This is a genomic window from Salinibaculum rarum (assembly GCF_030505615.1).
Lineage (GTDB): Archaea > Halobacteriota > Halobacteria > Halobacteriales > Haloarculaceae > Salinibaculum > Salinibaculum rarum.
On the sequence record NZ_CP129992.1, the window covers coordinates 2769905 to 2785509 of the forward strand.

The following is a 15605-nucleotide window of genomic DNA, read 5'->3' on the forward strand; positions in this document are numbered from 1 at the left end:
GTTACTGTGCAGCCTCGCTGTTAGAGCGGAACACGTCCAGGATGACACCCAGCGCGCTCAGCAGGCCAATCATGACCATGAGGTACGGTGTCATCGGCACTTCGAGGCCGATGAGCATCCCGAGGACGGTCCGGAGTTCGAAGCCGATAGCGCCCATCATCACCAGCCCGACGAGCATCCCGCCGCGGGTCTGGATGAGCCAGGATTTACTCATTGTATCACCTCCGTAAGTGCGACAGCAGAGCCCTGCAGCCAGTCGAGAACCGGTGCGACCACGACCGGGTAGGCGTCACCACCGGGGCCGAGGAGACCGCTGTCCTGAACAATCGCGCCGAGTGGCAGAGCATAGGCCAGCACGACGAGCAAGAGTGCGATGCCTGCCCAGAGTTTCATGTTGTCCAGCACGCGCGGGCTGTCAGACGGCCCGGAGAGTGCCGGCGGGAGCGACTGACTCAGGTCGGTCCGCTTTGGCGTATCCAGCGAGAGCAACAGGTTCGACAGGAACAGCAGCGTCGAGAGGAACAGCAGCGTTCCGCCGATGGCAATCTGGATACGGAGTTCGCCGATGGTCCCGAAGATAGTCGGGAAGTCGAAGGCCTCGTACTGGGGCTCGGCCGTCCGGCGAGGGACGCCGAAGAGCCCGGCGACGTGCATCGCGTTGGACATCAGCGCCATCCCACCGAACCACATCACGACCTGTGCGAGTGCAATCGGTCGCGAGTAGATGCTGTGGTTGGTGAGCTGGGGCCACAGCCAGTAGGTGCCGGCCATAAAGGTCAGCGTCACCGCAGTCCCGACGGTGAGGTGGAAGTGACCGGGCACCCACAGCGTGTTGTGCACGAGGTAGTTGATGTTCATCCCGGCGTTGACCATCCCGGAGAACCCGCCAGCGGCGAACATCAGGCCAGCGAGTGCCATCCCGGTAAAGGCCGGGTCACGCCACGGCAGCGCGCGGAGCCAGCCGAAGTAGCCGGTGCCACCGCGCTGGCGCGCACCGTGCTCGACGCTCGCGACCACGGTGAAGGCAGTCAACAGACTCGGTAACAGCAGGAACATCGTGTTGGTCATCGCGATGAACTTGAAACTCTCCGCGATACCGGGGTCGACGTACTGGTGGTGGATACCGACCGGCGTCGAGAGGATGACAAACAGCACAAAGACCACGCGTGCGAGCGGGTCACTGAACAGCCGTCCGCCGGCGATTTTCGGCAAGACAGTGTACCACAGCAGGTACGCCGGCAGCAGCCAGAAGTAGACAACCGGGTGGCCAAAGAACCAGAACAGCGTCCGGGTCAGCAGTGGGTTGACAGTCTCGATGATACCCAGCGACCACGGCAAGAGGAAAAACAGCACGGAGATGGCGACGCCGATGGTGGCGACGTACCACATAATCATCGTCGTCAGGACCATGAAGGCCTGCAGCGGAATCCGCTCGTCAGGGTTGTCCTTCTTCCAGGCGAGCCAGGTGCGGAACCAGTCAGCACCGGCCAGCCACGTCCCGATGATGAATATCACGAGACCGGCGTAGAAGGCGGGGTGAGCCTGCAGCGGCGCGTAGAACGTAAAGAGCACGTCCGCGCTCACGTTGATTTCACTGACGAATCCGAGGAGGATAGCCGCGCCGGTCATGACCGAGCCGATCGACATCAGCGCGAGCCACGCTTTCGTGACGGTGATGTTGACCGGCCCGCGGTCGAGACTCCGCGTTATCGCCCACTGGTAGAGCCCGACGAGGAAGAAAATCGTGAACACAATCGCCAGGAACACACCGTGGGCAGTCAGGACGGTGTAGTAATCCGCCGAGTCGATGATGCGAAGCACATTGGTCCGGTGCAGTGCCTGAATAATACCAAGGAAGGCACCAATACCGAGCATGACGAATGCCACGAGGAAGGCCTGTCGTGTGATAGCGGCCTCCTCGGGGAACCGGTCTACGAACGTACTGTTGTCAGTTTCCGTACTCATTGTTCACTTCCGTTGTATTCGTCTTGCGGGACAACTTCCATCGTACCTGCCATGTTGTGGTGACCCTGTCCGCAGTACTCGTGACAGACGATACCGTACTTGCCCGGCTCTTCGGCTTTGACGGTAATCTCGGCCACTTCACCGGGGATGACCATCGTGTTCGCGTTCGTTCCGACCACGTTGAAGCCGTGAATCACGTCGATGGACGTGACATAGAAGTTGATGGTGCTGTTTGCCGGAACGGTAATCGGAGAGGCGGTTCCCGGCATGAAGGCGAACTGCTGGGCGACGATGTGAACGTCGTACTCGTTTTCACCGACCTGTTCGACGCCGGGGTCACCGAACTCCGGGTGCTCCGAGATATTGTTCGGATTGACGACGTCGCCGCTCTCGTCGACCATCGTGACACCAGCACCGACGGCACCGTAGGTGATCGTTGCGATGAAACCGACGATAAGCAGGAGTGCGATACCAAGCCAGATTTTTTCGTACCTGTGAATATGCATGAACTATTACCCCACGACGACAAACTCGTTTCCGAGGAATTCGACGAAATACATGAACACCCACATCAGAACGAGGATACCCAGATAAATTAGTATCAAGGCAAGTGTCCCCTTCGGGTCGTACTCCTCGTGGGACAGTTCCCGCTCGATGCCCTCCTGCATCGGCGGTGCCGACACGCTCTTTTCTACCTCGGCATCCTGCTCACTGCTTTCTGCCGGGACTGTTGTGCCACTACTCATAATTGACCCTCTATGGCTGGGTATACATATAATCCTATGTCGTTCCCAGAGAGTTAGAATGGCCCGAAGCAATTTAGAAGTATGATTCCTTATAGGGCCGTATGGAAGTTACACCCAGACTGGTTGGACTGCTCTCGCTGACTGCCATCGTTCCAGCTGTCGTGTTCATCGTGCTCAACGCGGAGTGGCTTGCCGCGGTCACGCTCGTGAACGTTCTCATCATCGCCGCAAGCGTCGCCATCGCGATGTCTCCCCACGAGCACGACCACGACGGGGACGCACACGCGAACGGAGCCTGACCGATGTCGACGGCCGCCGTGGCCTCGCAGCTTCCGACGACTTTCAGCACTGCAGCCACGGTGGCACCAGTTCAGAGCACAATTCCGGTCAGTCCGGACCTGGCACTGTTCTTTCTCATCGGCCTGCTCGCGGGCGCCCACTGTCTCGGGATGTGTGGCCCCCTGGTCTCGATGTACGCCGACCGGATGACTGCGAACCGACAGCCAGTCGACGCCGAGCGGGTGACGCTTTTCGACGTGCGCCAGCACGGACTGTTCAACGTGGGCCGGACGGTCGGCTACGCCGCGATGGGCGCACTCCTGGGCTTACTCGGGAGCGTCGTCGTCGGCGGCGTCACGACGCTTGCACCGATTGCGACGACGGTCCGGGGCAGCGTCGGTATCGTCGTCGGTCTCTTCATCGTCTCGACCGGCCTCGGCTACGTATTTCGCGGAACGACGGCCACGTCGCGGCTCTCGTCGCTGCCCGGACTCGGGCGGGTCTTTCGCGGACTGACGGGGTGGCTGACAGAACGGGTCGACCGCGTCGCCAACTCGACGGGCATCGCCGGCGTCGGCGTCGTTCACGCGTTGCTCCCCTGCCCGATTCTCTATCCGGCTTACCTCTATGCGTTCGCAGTCGGTGACCCCGTCCGCGGCGCGCTCGCGCTCGGATTGCTCGGCGCGGGGACAATTCCGACGCTCTTTGTCTACGGCCTCGCGCTGGGGTCGCTGTCGGTCGGCCACCGCCGGACGCTCCACCGGGTACTCGGCGTGGTCTTTCTCGCGCTAGGGTATCTGCCGCTCGCCCACGGCCTGATGCTCTTTGGCGTGGCGCTCCCGTACCCGGACATTCCCTACTACCAGCCACTCTAACCATGACAGGATGTACACTCTGTGACCTCGATGTCCCCTCGCCACCGGTGACTGACCCGGACGTCGACGGGGAATTTTGCTGTCGGGGCTGTCTTGAGGTCGCTCGCTCGCTGGACGGCGTCGACGCCGACGCAGTGGACCCGGAGAACCTCGCGCCAGACAACACCATCGAGGACGCCGACGGCGAGGTGACCTACCTCTCGGTCGACGGGATGCACTGTGCGACCTGCGAGCGCTTCCTGGAGATGACCGCCACCGACCACAAGGGCGTCGAGGCCGCCGCCGCCAGCTACGCGACGGACACGATGAAAGTCGTCTACGACCCCGACGCGGTCACGGAGGGTGACGTGCCCGACATCGTCACCCGAAGTGGGTACCGCGCCTACAGCCGCGAGGAGGATTCGACCGAGGAGGACTCCCCAGTTGCCCGGTTGCTCGTCGGCGGCTTCCTGGGGATGATGACGATGATGTGGTACGTCCTCTTTGTCTACCCGCAACACTTCGGTTTCGACCCGGTCGTCGACTTCGGTACCTTCGGCCGACTCTACCTGCTGGGCCAGATATGGCTGTTCACGACCATCATCCTCTTTTATACCGGCTTTCCCCTGCTCCGGGGCGCCTACGTCAGTCTCCGGGCCGGCCAGCCGAACATGGACCTGCTCGTCGCTCTCGCGGCGGCGAGTTCCTACGTTTACAGCGCCGCGATAACGGTGATGGGGGGCATCGACGTCTACTTCGACGTGACCGTCGCCATCGTGTTGGTGGTGACGACGGGCAACTACTACGAGGACCGTATCAAAAACAAGGCCGTCGACCTGCTCTCGGAGTTGACCGAGGCACGCGTCGCGGAGGCACGCACCCGGGACGGCGACCTCGTCGCAATCGAGGACATCGACCCGGGCACCGAACTGCTGGTCCGCCCCGGCGAGCGGATTCCACTGGACGGAACTGTCGTCGAGGGCGTCGCCGCCGTCGACGAGGCGCTGGTGACCGGCGAGTCGTTACCCGTCACGCGCCGTCCCGGCGACGAGGTCGTCGGTGGCGGCGTCGTGACCGACCGGCCGCTCGTGGTCGCGGTCAGCGACGAGGGGACGAGCACGCTCGACCGCATCGTCGGCCTGCTCTGGGACATCCAGAGTTCGCGGCGGGGCATCCAGCAGTTGGCCGACAAGCTGGCGACGGTGTTCGTCCCGCTTGTGGTCGTGCTCGCGCTGCTCGCTGCCGGCGCCACGCTGGCGCTTGGCGGAACGGCCACCGCGGCTATCCTCGTCGGGCTGACGGTGCTCATCGTCTCGTGTCCGTGTGCGCTGGGCCTGGCGACGCCGCTTGCCGTCGCGGCCGGCGTCCAGCGAGCCGCTGAAGACGGCGTCGTCGTCGGGTCGGAGACGGTCTTCGAGACGCTTCCGGAGACGGACGTCGTCGCACTCGACAAGACCGGGACGCTGACCAGCGGCGAGATGGCCGTGACCGACGTGAGCGACGCGACGACTCGTGAGGATGACGGCGTCCTCGACCGAGCGGCCGCGCTCGAACGCTACTCGAATCATCCCGTCGCGGACGCCATCGTCGCACACGCCGCCGACCGCGGCGCGACGGCACTGGACGTCGACGACCAGTCTCGTCGGGCCGACGGCGGACAACTGGCCGAGGAGGCAGGCGATGCGACGCCGGAGGTACCCGTCGACATCGAGCCCAAGGGCGTCGTCGGACACGTCGACGGCACGGAGACGGTCGTCGGCCATCCGGACCTCTTCGAAAAGCGGGGGCTGACGGTCCCAGCGGCGTACGCCGAACAGGCGGATGCGGCCGCCGACGCGGGCGAGGTACCGGTGCTGGTCGGCTGGGACGGCGAGTGTCGGGGCCTCATCACGGTCAGCGACCGGCCGCGCGACGACTGGCGCGAGACGGTCGAGACACTGGCCGGGGACCAGCGACACGTCGTCGTGTTGACCGGCGACGACAGCGCCGCGGCCGACCAGTTCAGGGACCACCCCGACGTAAACGAGGTCTTCGCCGGGCTCCCGCCGGACGGGAAGGTAGCGACCGTTCGACAACTGCGTGAGCGCGGGCGCGTGACGATGATAGGCGATGGGGCCAACGACGCGCCGGCACTCGCGGCCGCAGACGTCGGGGTCGCACTGGCACAGGGGACAGAGCTTGCGACCGAGGCCGCCGACGCCATCGTGACCAGCGGTCGCCTCGACGCCGTCCCGACGCTGTTTGCCGTCGCCGACGCGACGCGGCGCCGCATCAGGCAGAACCTCGCGTGGGCCTTCGGGTACAACGTCGTGGCCATCCCGCTGGCTGCGACTGGCCTTCTGAACCCGCTCTTTGCCGCGCTGGCGATGGGGACCAGCAGCGCACTCGTCGTCATCAACTCCAGCCGGCAGTTACTCGGTGAGGACTGACGGCACACGCCCGGAAACTGCCAGCGGACGCCGTTCCCAGCGACTGAAAATCCGAGTATCGGCTATTAAGAGGGAGACCCCACACGTTCGTATGGCTCACCACGAACGTCCATGGGAGCAAGACCAACCCGGTACGGCCGAGAAGTTCCTCAAGTACGTCGGCACAGCAAGCATCGCACTCACAGCTCTGTTGTTGCTCGGAATCGTCGCCGGCTTGCTGTACCTGTTCGTGCCGGGCAACGAGGCCATCGGCACCGTCGTGTTCACCGGACTGCTCGTGGCCGTGTTCTACGCGGCCGGAAACTACGCCGACTTCAAGCAGCGATAGGTCACCGGACGAACTTTTACTGTGAGTCGGGCCAAGAGACGATTGTGTTACCCGACATCACCGTCTTCGGCGAGTACACCTATCTCGTCACCGAACTGCTCTGGGGGTCGATTGCGCTCTCGCTGGTCGCGTACGCGGGCGTCTGGCGGACGGCGGCCCGCACTGTCGTCTTGCTCTACCCGCCGGCGTTCGTCTGGGACTGGTACACGCTGGAAGTCGGCGTGTTCGCCATCCCGATGCGCACCGGCATCGAACTGCTCGGCATCCCCCTGGAGGAACACATCTTCATCCTCGTCGTCCCGGCGATGGTCGTCGGAACGTACGAGACACTCCGGAAACTCGACGAAGACGGACGGCTGCCGGCCGTGCTATCGACTCGTCGATGAGGGTCTTCCCGTCGACACCCCAAGCGGTCGTCACTCGGCCGGCACCGTCCCAGCAGCGACGTCTTCGAGATAGTCGAACTGCCCAGTGAGTTCCTTCCGCCGCTGGCGCGAGATTATCGTGCCGTCGAGAATCGGTCCGACGACGCCGACGTCGAGGGAGAAATCCGTCGTCGCCGTCACTGTTACAGTCCCCTCTCCGGCTTCGAGTGTGTAGCGGGTCGTCATCGTCTCGAAGATGCCGTCGACCTGTTCGTACGCGAGGACGGCATCGGTCTCGACACAGCGCAAGTCGAGTTCGATGGTCAACAGACCGACGTGGTTCCGAATCGTCATGTCCTCGCCGTCGACGTCCACCTCGGAGAAGCCTGCGGCCTCCATGAACGGCTCGAGGTCCAGCATCGCCTCCCGAACGGTATCGACATCCCCTTCGAACGAGCGACTGAGCGAGACGGTCTCCATACACCCCCTTCGTCCACTGTCCCGAAGAGAACTTCGGCGAACATGTTCCCCCTCCATCGCAGGCCAGCCTCGTCCGGTAGAAACCCTCGAACATATTCGGGAACGTTCATTGCCCTCCGGAGCGAATATGTTCGTCTATGCCACAGGCGAAGTTGCGTCTCGACATTCCAGACAAGGTGTGGGTGGGGGCTATCACGAGACGGTACCCGGATGCGACGGTCAGAATCCTGGCTGCGCTGTCCGACGAGGACGCGGGTGTCGGACTGGCGGAAGTCACCGCAGCGAACCCACAGGAGATAGTCCGAGAGATTGCGAACTCCGAAGAGGTCACCTCCGTCGATACGCTGAAATTCAGCGACGGTGACGTGCTCGTCCAGTTCGAGACGACGATGCCACTGCTCCTGTTGCCGGCCCGCGACTCGGGGGTCCCACTGGAGATGCCCTTCTCGATTCAGAACGGGACCGCTACCTGGGAGGTGACCGCCCCCAGCGAACGGCTCTCGGAACTGGGGACACAACTGGATTCGTTTGGTATCTCCTTTACCGTCGACTACGTCCAGCAGCGACTCGACGACGAGCAACTGCTAACCGATAGACAGCAGCGCGTGGTAGAGACGGCACTCGACGAAGGGTACTACGACACGCCCCGGAGCAGTTCACTGACAGAGTTGGCTGACGCGCTCAAAATCGCGAAATCGACAGCCAGCGAGACGCTACACCGCGCCGAGGAGAAGATTATCAAACACTACGCCGAACAGCTCGTCCAGTCGCCCGACGACGACTGAGCACAGGCCGAGAGGGCGACCGCTCAGAAGCCAAACAGTGGCACGAACCGGAACGTCAAGTACGCACTGAACGTCGCGACGACGGGGACGAGATTCTGCATCAGGACGACCCGTGCCGTCGTCGAGGGGTTGAACAGTTCGTTCGCCTGTGGAATGTCTTCGGGGTCTTCCTCGCCGATACTCGGCAGTTCTTCGCCGCCTTCGTCACCCGCGAGCGACCCCGGCGACATCGCCGTGCCCTCGCCGCGAACGCTCTCTGCGACCGTCGTCGTCCGCGTCGCGCGACCCCAGCCGAGGCCGACGATGCTCATCGTCGCGATGATGACGAAACTGGCGGGGATACCGATCGCCGACAGCGCCGTCACGATTATCGCGCTGACCGACGCGACGATGATGGCTGCCGTCAGCGGGAGTTGCGTGAGGTCGCTACCGAGCGTATCGAGCGTTCGGCGAGCGATGGTGAGTGCCCCGGTGGCGACGGCCACGGAGCCGAAGACGATGCCCACGTTCATGCCGAGGTCTCCGCTACCGACCAGCGGCGCGATGGCGTTAGCGATATTGGAAGTTCCCGCGGAGAACGCCATCAGACAGCCGATTACGACGACGATACCCGTTCCGAACAGTTCCCGTCGGGTCGTGTTGGGACCAAGCGTCACCGACGGGACAGCCCCCGTGCGGTCGAGTTCAACCAGGGCCCCGTCGCTCTGTGCGAGCGCGATGCGACGGTTCAGCCGGGCGTAGAAGTACCGGCCGATGATACCGGACACCCAGAAGGCGATGATGGGGGCGACAATCCACCAAGTCACAATCCGACCCATCACGCCCCAGGCGAGTTCGTCCGCGGCCAGTCCCAGTCCCGCGATTGCCCCGACGGCAGTCATCGACGTCGAAGCGGGGACACCGATGTAGTTCCCCAGAAAGAGCGCACCGCCGATGAAAAACAGGACCGTCACGTTGGCCTCAAGCGAGAAGATGGCCGTGGAGGTGACCAGTTCCGTGCCGAGCGTGTCGACGACGCGACGGCCGATTGTCCACGCACCGACGAAAAAGAACACGGACATCAGCGAGCCGGCGACGACTTTCGAAAGAACTCCTGCACCGACAGCCGGACCGAACGCCGGTCCGGTGTTGGCCCCGCCGATGTTGAAACCCACGAACGCGGCGATGACGAGCCCGATAACGAGGAGTACTTCTGTCACAGACAGAGCAACGACGGCAACGGTTTAAACATCGGCGATTTGCTCGTTGCAGTATCGGGCGCGAGCGCATCCGGTGAGACAAACGTTTTGCCGGCCACGCCCCTGTCGTAGTGTATGGACACGACCGACGTCGAGCGACTCATCGAGGACGGACTCCCGGACGCCCAGGCGACAGTGACGACACCGCGTGACCCCGACGACGACCAACACTTCGCGGCGGAGGTCGTCTCGTCGGCCTTCGAAGACGAGACGCTCGTGGACCGCCACCAGAAGGTCTACGACGCGCTGGGCGAACACATGACCGACGACATCCACGCAATCGAGATTCGTGCCTACACGCCCGACGAGTACGAGAGCTAACCCGCCACACTGGAAGTTGCGCCAGGCACAATCCCTTTACTCACGCCCACCCAATGAGTGGCTATGACATTCGACCCCAGCGCGGAGTTCGACCCCGAGGAAATCGAGCAGGAAGTCGACACGACAATCGAGGAAAACGAGGTTGTCCTGTTCATGAAAGGAACCGAACTGATGCCCCAGTGTGGCTACTCGCGAAAGGCGGTGGCACTCATCCAGCAACACCGCGAGGACGTCGAGACGGTCGACGTGCTGGAAGGAATCGACCACTACCGGGAGGCACTGGCCCGACACAGCGACCGCGAGACGATTCCACAGACGTTCGTCGACGGGGAGTTCGTCGGCGGCAGCGACATTCTCGAACAGCTCCAGGAGCGTGGCGAACTCGCCACGACGCTGAACGCGTAACTCAGTCGACTCGGCGGTTCGCGATACGGCCGACGACGAAGCCGGCTGCAATCATCAGCGCCGAGAGCATCGAGTAAAAGCCCGCTTGGGCGTGTGCGCCGCTCTGGAGTGCGCTCCAGGCAGCGGGGAGGATGGCACCTGCGGCAAGAAAGTGCAGGCCGACCACCAGCCCGCCGACGGAGAACAGCGACGGAAACCACCCGTCCGATTCGGTCGGTGTCGGGTCGAGTTCCGGGTCGAGATAGTCCTCGACATCGTCGTCAGTGTCGGTCACACCGGACCATACTCGGCCGAGTTACAAACAAGCGTCGAAGCGGACTACAACAGTGCCATCGGCCCGGTCAGGGCAACCAGGACCGCCACGTACACCGACGCCGAGAGCGCCCAGTCGCGGCGGACCTGTGGCACACGTTCCGCCGGGACCTGACCGTAGACGACGAGAACGAGATACGAGAAAAAGACAATCATTATCGGCAACTGGACGACGACGGCGACGATGACCGAAAGGAACGACGGCGCGCCACCAAGTAGCAGATCCGCGGCAGCCGTCACCCCGACGAAGAGGACTCCGCTGACCGTCCCCGCACCGTAGTGAACGGCCGTTGCCAGCCCGTCCGGTGCCGAGTCCAGCGGTTCACCCGAGAGAACCCCTGCGGCGACCTGATACGACGTTTCGCCCTCCGGCAGGCGCTCCATCGGCACGTCCATCACCAGCGTCGCGACGAACCCGGCGATGGCACCGACGACCAGTCGAGCCGGGAGCGCCTCTGGTGCAGTGAGTTCGACGACCATAGCCGACAGTTGGTCTGGAGCCCCTAATACGCGCTGGCAGGACTAGTCGGCAGTTACCAATCGCCAACAAACCTGCCTCTGTGGGTGAGAGAACGGCATTCGAAAAAACCGTTGAAAATTTTTCATGGGTTTGGGCAGATTTGAACTGCCGGCCTCCTCCATGTCAAGGAGGTGTCATAACCAACCTAGACCACAAACCCTCGCTGGCTTGCGACTGCACTCAACCGTTGATGGCAGGGACAATTGAAGGTTTCGAATTCCTATCCCGCTTCCCTCCCTGGAATTGCCCGCTGAGCCGACACGCTTAAGTCGTTGTACGATTGTGTTCATTACAACCCGGAAACGTACATTGGTGATTTCAAATGCAAGGATACATCGAGCGCGTCACCGACGGCGAGGACCTGACACAGACCGAGGCACGGGAGGCTGCCACGGCCGTCTTCGAGGATGCAACTGAGGCACAGATCGGGGCGTTGCTGACGGCGCTTCGCGCGAAAGGCGAGACTGAGACGGAGATAGCGGGCTTCGCCGAGGGGATGCGTGAAGCCGCCCGGACGATTACACCCGACAGGGAGCCACTGGTCGATACCTGTGGCACCGGTGGGGACGACTACAATACGATTAACGTCTCGACGACCAGCGCCATCGTCGCCGCTGGGGCCGGCGTGCCCGTGGCAAAGCACGGCAACTACTCGGTGTCCTCCTCGTCGGGAAGCGCCGACGTACTCGAAGAAGTCGGTGTCAACGTCGAAGCCGAACCTTCTGCCGTCGAGGAAGCCATCGAACGGGACGGCATCGGCTTCATGCTCGCTCCAGTCTTCCACCCGGCGATGAAGGCCGTCATCGGCCCGCGCAAAGAACTGGGGATGCGCACCGTCTTCAACGTCCTTGGCCCGCTGACGAATCCCGCCGGCGCGGACGCTCAGGTCGTCGGCGTCTACGACCCCGACCTCGTCCCGGTCCTGGCCCGGGCGCTCGCGCAGATGGACATCGAGCGCGCGATGGTCGTCCACGGCGACGGCCTGGACGAAATCGGCATCCACGGCGAAACGCGCGTGGCCGAAATCGACGGCGCAGACGTGAGCGAGTACACGCTGACGCCGGCGGACCTGGGCCTCGACCAGGCGGGCATCGAGGCCGTCGCGGGTGGCACACCCGAAGAGAACGCCGCGGACATGCGCGCCATCGTCACCGGAGACGAGCGCGGCGCCAAGCGAGACATCATCCTCGCCAACGCCGGTGCCGCAATCTACATCGCGGGCGAGGCAGACTCGCTGGAAGCGGGCGTCGAACGGGCAGGCGAAGCTATCGACTCCGGTGCGGCCGAGACCAAACTCGAAGAACTGTGCGAGACAGCATGACGCGGGTCAAACTCTGTGGTATCACGAGCGAAGCGGACCGTGACGCCGCCGTCGCGGCTGGTGCCGACGCCGTGGGCTTTATCGTCGATGTCGACGTCGAGACACCCCGCGAAATCACCGCCGAGCGCGCGGCAGACCTCGTCGACGGCGTGCCGCCGTTCGTGACCACAGTACTGGTAACGATGCCCAACTCCGTCGAAGATGCCGTTACGCTCTTAGACGAAGTGGAGGCCGATGCAATTCAGGTCCACAGCACGCTCGCACCCGAATACGTCGGCGGCCTTCGGGCACGCGTGAACGGGTCAGTACTGGCCGCTGTCGGTCCCGACGCCGACCTCGCCGCCTACGCCGACGCCGCCGACGCGTTGCTCGTCGATTCCGTCGACAGCGAGGGCGGCGGTGGCACCGGTGAGACACAGGACTGGGAGCGCACCCGCGAACTCGTCGCGGACATCGACACGCCGGTCGTCCTCGCCGGAGGGCTGACCCCCGAGAACGTCCAGACTGCAATCGAGACCGTCGAGCCGTTCGCCGTCGACACTGCAAGCGGCGTCGAGGAGACGGGCGGTGTCAAAGACCACGACGCGATGGCCACCTTCGTCGCGCGTGCGACCACTCTCGCCTCCGGAGGTGTCGACGCGTGAGCAGTCTCGATGTCGACCGCGAGACCTTCGCGGAACTGGCCGACGGCGACCAGCCGTCGGTGGTCCGTGTCGCAGCCGAGCTGGACAGCGACGTCGAGCCACTGGCGGCCTACGCCGCACTGACCGGGCGCACCAGCGACGTTGACGGCAACGACTACACGTTCTTGCTCGAAAGTGCCGAGAAGGTCGCGTCCAGTGACCCGGACGGAGCCTTTGCCCCGAGTGGCGACGACCGCCACGCCCGGTTTTCCTTCGTCGGCTACGACCCCGAGGCGGTCGTCACTGTCGACGGAGACGAGACGGACATCGAACTGCTGAACGACCGATATGCGGACGTGCTCGACCCGAACGGCGGCGACACGCTCGACAGTCTGCGCGCGGCGATGCCCGACGTCGAACTGCGGGGGTTCGAGGCACACGAGCGCCAGCACCTCGATGGCGGCCTCGTTGGCTTTCTCTCCTACGACGCCGTCTACGACCTCTGGCTCGACGAGGTGGGCGTCTCCCAGCCGGATTCACGATACCCCGACGCACAGTTCGTCCTCACGACGAAGACGGTCGTGTTCGACCACGCCGAAGGGACCGTTTCGCTCGTGTTTACGCCGGTCGTTCGCGACGAAGACGACCCGGACGCGGTGTACGAACGGCTCGAATCCGAGGCCGAGCGAGTCACCGACCTGCTCGCCGACGCCGCGACCCCGGACACCGGCGGATTCCACTGCGAGCGCGAGGTAGCGGGTCCACAGGACGACTACGAGGCGGCCGTCGAGCGGGCCAAGGAGTACGTCTACAGCGGCGACATCTATCAGGGCGTCATCTCACGCACGCGCGAACTCTACGGCGAGGTCGATGCACTCGGCTTCTACGAGGCGCTGCGGGCGGTCAACCCCTCGCCGTACATGTACCTACTCGGGTACGACGACCTGACCATCGTCGGAGCCAGCCCGGAGACGCTCGTCTCCGTCGGGAACCGCCACGTCGTCTCCAACCCCATCGCGGGGACCTGCCCGCGCGGGAACTCGCCCGTCGAGGACCGCCGACTGGCCGGCGAGATGCTCGCCGACGGCAAGGAGCGAGCAGAACACACGATGCTCGTGGACCTGGCGCGCAACGACGTGCGCCGCGTCGCCGAGGCGGGCAGCGTCCGCGTCCAGGAGTTCATGAACGTCCTCAAGTACAGCCACGTCCAGCACATCGAGTCGACGGTGACCGGCACGCTTGCCGCAGAGTACGACGCCTTCGATGCCGTTCGGGCATCGTTCCCCGCCGGGACGCTCTCGGGTGCGCCGAAGATTCGGGCCATGGAGATTATCGACGAACTCGAGCGGAGCCCGCGTGGACCCTACGGCGGCGGCGTCGGCTACGTCTCCTGGCAGGACGACGCTGACTTCGCCATCGTGATTCGGTCGGCGACAGTAGAGGACGACATCAAAGCGGACGAGAGTCAGCGCATCACTGTCCAGGCGGGCGCCGGCATCGTCGCCGACAGCGAACCCACCTCGGAGTACGAGGAGACCGAGAAGAAGATGGATGGCGTCCTGACGGCACTGGAGCGTATCGAAGCCGACGGGCCAGCAACGAGACAGGAGGTGTCACGATGAGTTCAAGCGACGGGGAGTCTATCGGCACGGACCACCCGGAAAGCGCCACCGAGTCCGGTGACGGACCGTCGATGCCGACCGACCAGCCACGCGTGCTCTTTATCGACAACTTCGATTCGTTCACGTACAATCTCGTCGAGTACGTCAGCGAGCATGCCGAGACCAAGGTCGTCCGCAACACCGCCTCGATGGAGGACGTGCTGGCCTTCGACCCCGACGCAATCATCATCTCGCCGGGGCCGGGCCACCCGAAAAACGAGCGTGACGTCGGTGTGACACTCGACGTGCTCCGCGAGGTCAGCCCCGAAGTCCCGACGCTGGGCGTCTGCCTCGGACTGGAAGCCGCCGTCTACGCCTACGGTGGCACGGTCGGGCGAGCCCCCGAACCAATCCACGGGAAGGCGTTCCCGATGGACCACGACGGAAAGGGCGTCTACGAGGGGCTCGACCAGGGCTTTCAGGGCGGCCGATACCACTCACTGGTCGCCACAGAGGTTCCCGAGGAGTTCGAGGTGACGGCAACCACGGAAGTCGACGGCGAAGAGTTGGTCATGGGGATTCGCCACCGCGAATATCCCATCGAAGCCGTGCAGTTCCACCCCGAGAGCGTCCTGACGGCAGTCGGCCACGACGTGATTCGGAACTTCCTGTCGAGCGTGGACCGGTAGCGCGCCGGCTACAGCACGCTGAATCCGAGGATGCCGAGAATCCAGAGCCCGAGGCCGATAGCCAGCGCGATCAGGACGAGTCGCCACGCGACGGCCAGCACCACTCGACCGACGAGGACGACAAGCGCGAGGACGACCAGACCGACGAGAATCGCGGGCAGCGACACGAGCGGCTGGAGCGGGACCGCGGTGACTGGAAGTACCATTACTAGATGAACCTGACAACCGGACGAAGCATAAGCTTCGTGGCCCGAATCTCCAGTCAAAACCCCCGATGGTTTCGAGTGGATTTTCGGGCGCAGTCTTGCGTGTCGGGAGCGGCGAGTTTCACTTCCACTCCGGTC

Annotated in this window: 21 protein-coding genes and 1 tRNA gene; 12 read left to right on the forward strand and 10 right to left on the reverse strand. The window is 63.8% G+C overall.

Features of this window, described 5'->3' with window-relative positions; genetic code table 11:
• Window position 1: 1 nt before the first annotated feature.
• From QYL91_RS14385 to QYL91_RS14400, 4 genes are read right to left on the reverse strand one after another with little or no spacing between them, the layout of a single operon-like run.
• Window positions 2-214, reverse strand: a complete 213-nt coding sequence (locus tag QYL91_RS14385) for a hypothetical protein (RefSeq protein ID WP_302081186.1) — start codon at window positions 212-214, stop codon at window positions 2-4.
• The gene (locus QYL91_RS14390; protein WP_302081187.1) at window positions 211-1965 is read right to left on the reverse strand and encodes a b(o/a)3-type cytochrome-c oxidase subunit 1; all 1755 of its coding nucleotides are present in this window, start codon (window positions 1963-1965) and stop codon (window positions 211-213) included. Before QYL91_RS14390 ends, QYL91_RS14385 begins: the two co-directional genes overlap by 4 nt.
• Complete coding sequence (locus QYL91_RS14395) at window positions 1962-2471, reverse strand: cytochrome c oxidase subunit II (RefSeq protein WP_302081188.1); 510 nt, start codon at window positions 2469-2471, stop codon at window positions 1962-1964. Before QYL91_RS14395 ends, QYL91_RS14390 begins: the two co-directional genes overlap by 4 nt.
• Window positions 2472-2477: 6 nt before the next feature.
• Entirely contained in the window at window positions 2478-2711 is a 234-nt protein-coding gene (locus tag QYL91_RS14400) for a hypothetical protein (protein WP_302081189.1), read from the reverse strand.
• A 101-nt stretch (window positions 2712-2812) separates the two neighbouring features.
• Between QYL91_RS14400 and QYL91_RS14405 the strand changes: the two genes are divergently transcribed.
• The 5 genes from QYL91_RS14405 (at window position 2813) to QYL91_RS14425 (ending at window position 6987) form a co-directional block, all read left to right on the forward strand.
• Window positions 2813-3010, forward strand: a complete 198-nt coding sequence (locus QYL91_RS14405; RefSeq protein WP_302081190.1) for a DUF8131 family protein — start codon at window positions 2813-2815, stop codon at window positions 3008-3010.
• A gap of 60 nt (window positions 3011-3070) precedes the next feature.
• Window positions 3071-3865: a sulfite exporter TauE/SafE family protein gene (locus QYL91_RS14410; RefSeq protein ID WP_302081191.1), complete on the forward strand. Its 795-nt coding sequence runs from the start codon at window positions 3071-3073 to the stop codon at window positions 3863-3865.
• Window positions 3866-3867: 2 nt separating this feature from the next.
• A complete protein-coding gene (locus QYL91_RS14415; protein ID WP_302081192.1) occupies window positions 3868-6273 on the forward strand; it encodes a heavy metal translocating P-type ATPase in 2406 nt (801 codons plus the stop codon).
• A 91-nt stretch (window positions 6274-6364) separates the two neighbouring features.
• Entirely contained in the window at window positions 6365-6601 is a 237-nt protein-coding gene (locus tag QYL91_RS14420) for a hypothetical protein (RefSeq protein WP_302081193.1), read from the forward strand.
• A 44-nt stretch (window positions 6602-6645) separates the two neighbouring features.
• Window positions 6646-6987, forward strand: a complete 342-nt coding sequence (locus QYL91_RS14425; RefSeq protein ID WP_302081194.1) for a lycopene cyclase domain-containing protein — start codon at window positions 6646-6648, stop codon at window positions 6985-6987.
• Window positions 6988-7017: 30 nt separating this feature from the next.
• Here QYL91_RS14425 and QYL91_RS14430 read toward each other — a convergent pair whose 3' ends face one another.
• On the reverse strand, window positions 7018-7446 hold the full coding sequence (locus QYL91_RS14430; protein WP_302081195.1) for an SRPBCC family protein: 429 nt from the start codon (window positions 7444-7446) through the stop codon (window positions 7018-7020).
• Between the two features lie 137 nt (window positions 7447-7583).
• Here QYL91_RS14430 and QYL91_RS14435 point away from each other — a divergent pair, with 137 nt between their 5' ends.
• Complete coding sequence (locus tag QYL91_RS14435) at window positions 7584-8231, forward strand: helix-turn-helix domain-containing protein (RefSeq protein WP_302081196.1); 648 nt, start codon at window positions 7584-7586, stop codon at window positions 8229-8231.
• Window positions 8232-8254: 23 nt separating this feature from the next.
• Here QYL91_RS14435 and QYL91_RS14440 read toward each other — a convergent pair whose 3' ends face one another.
• On the reverse strand, window positions 8255-9430 hold the full coding sequence (locus tag QYL91_RS14440) for an inorganic phosphate transporter (RefSeq protein WP_302081197.1): 1176 nt from the start codon (window positions 9428-9430) through the stop codon (window positions 8255-8257).
• A 114-nt stretch (window positions 9431-9544) separates the two neighbouring features.
• On the opposite strand from QYL91_RS14440, the gene QYL91_RS14445 reads away from it, so the two are divergent.
• Both QYL91_RS14445 and QYL91_RS14450 read left to right on the forward strand, forming a co-directional pair.
• A complete protein-coding gene (locus QYL91_RS14445) occupies window positions 9545-9790 on the forward strand; it encodes a BolA family protein (protein WP_302081198.1) in 246 nt (81 codons plus the stop codon).
• A 63-nt stretch (window positions 9791-9853) separates the two neighbouring features.
• The gene (locus tag QYL91_RS14450; RefSeq protein ID WP_302081199.1) at window positions 9854-10195 is read left to right on the forward strand and encodes a glutaredoxin family protein; all 342 of its coding nucleotides are present in this window, start codon (window positions 9854-9856) and stop codon (window positions 10193-10195) included.
• 1 nt (window position 10196) lies between these two features.
• Here the strand turns inward: QYL91_RS14450 and QYL91_RS14455 are convergent, their stop codons facing one another.
• From QYL91_RS14455 to QYL91_RS14465, 3 genes are all read right to left on the reverse strand, one after another.
• Window positions 10197-10469 carry a hypothetical protein gene (locus tag QYL91_RS14455; RefSeq protein WP_302081200.1) on the reverse strand — a complete coding sequence of 91 codons (273 nt, stop codon included), beginning with the start codon at window positions 10467-10469 and terminating at the stop codon, window positions 10197-10199.
• Between the two features lie 44 nt (window positions 10470-10513).
• Window positions 10514-10987: a hypothetical protein gene (locus QYL91_RS14460; RefSeq protein WP_302081201.1), complete on the reverse strand. Its 474-nt coding sequence runs from the start codon at window positions 10985-10987 to the stop codon at window positions 10514-10516.
• A gap of 125 nt (window positions 10988-11112) precedes the next feature.
• Window positions 11113-11187 (reverse strand) — tRNA-Val (locus QYL91_RS14465).
• 162 nt (window positions 11188-11349) lie between these two features.
• Here QYL91_RS14465 and trpD point away from each other — a divergent pair.
• From trpD to trpG, 4 genes are all read left to right on the forward strand, one after another.
• Entirely contained in the window at window positions 11350-12348 is a 999-nt protein-coding gene (trpD, locus tag QYL91_RS14470) for an anthranilate phosphoribosyltransferase (RefSeq protein ID WP_302081202.1), read from the forward strand.
• Window positions 12345-12992 carry a phosphoribosylanthranilate isomerase gene (locus QYL91_RS14475; RefSeq protein WP_302081203.1) on the forward strand — a complete coding sequence of 216 codons (648 nt, stop codon included), beginning with the start codon at window positions 12345-12347 and terminating at the stop codon, window positions 12990-12992. Before trpD ends, QYL91_RS14475 begins: the two co-directional genes overlap by 4 nt.
• The gene (gene trpE, locus QYL91_RS14480; protein WP_302081204.1) at window positions 12989-14593 is read left to right on the forward strand and encodes an anthranilate synthase component I; all 1605 of its coding nucleotides are present in this window, start codon (window positions 12989-12991) and stop codon (window positions 14591-14593) included. The genes QYL91_RS14475 and trpE overlap by 4 nt, the downstream gene beginning before the upstream one ends.
• A gap of 71 nt (window positions 14594-14664) precedes the next feature.
• Window positions 14665-15261 (forward strand): anthranilate synthase component II, encoded by a 597-nt coding sequence (gene trpG, locus QYL91_RS14485; protein ID WP_302082877.1) that lies wholly within the window; start codon window positions 14665-14667, stop codon window positions 15259-15261.
• 8 nt (window positions 15262-15269) lie between these two features.
• On the opposite strand, the gene QYL91_RS14490 is transcribed toward trpG, so the two are convergent.
• Window positions 15270-15467, reverse strand: coding sequence for a DUF8029 family protein (locus QYL91_RS14490; RefSeq protein WP_302081205.1), 198 nt, complete (start codon window positions 15465-15467; stop codon window positions 15270-15272).
• Window positions 15468-15605 lie beyond the last annotated feature (138 nt).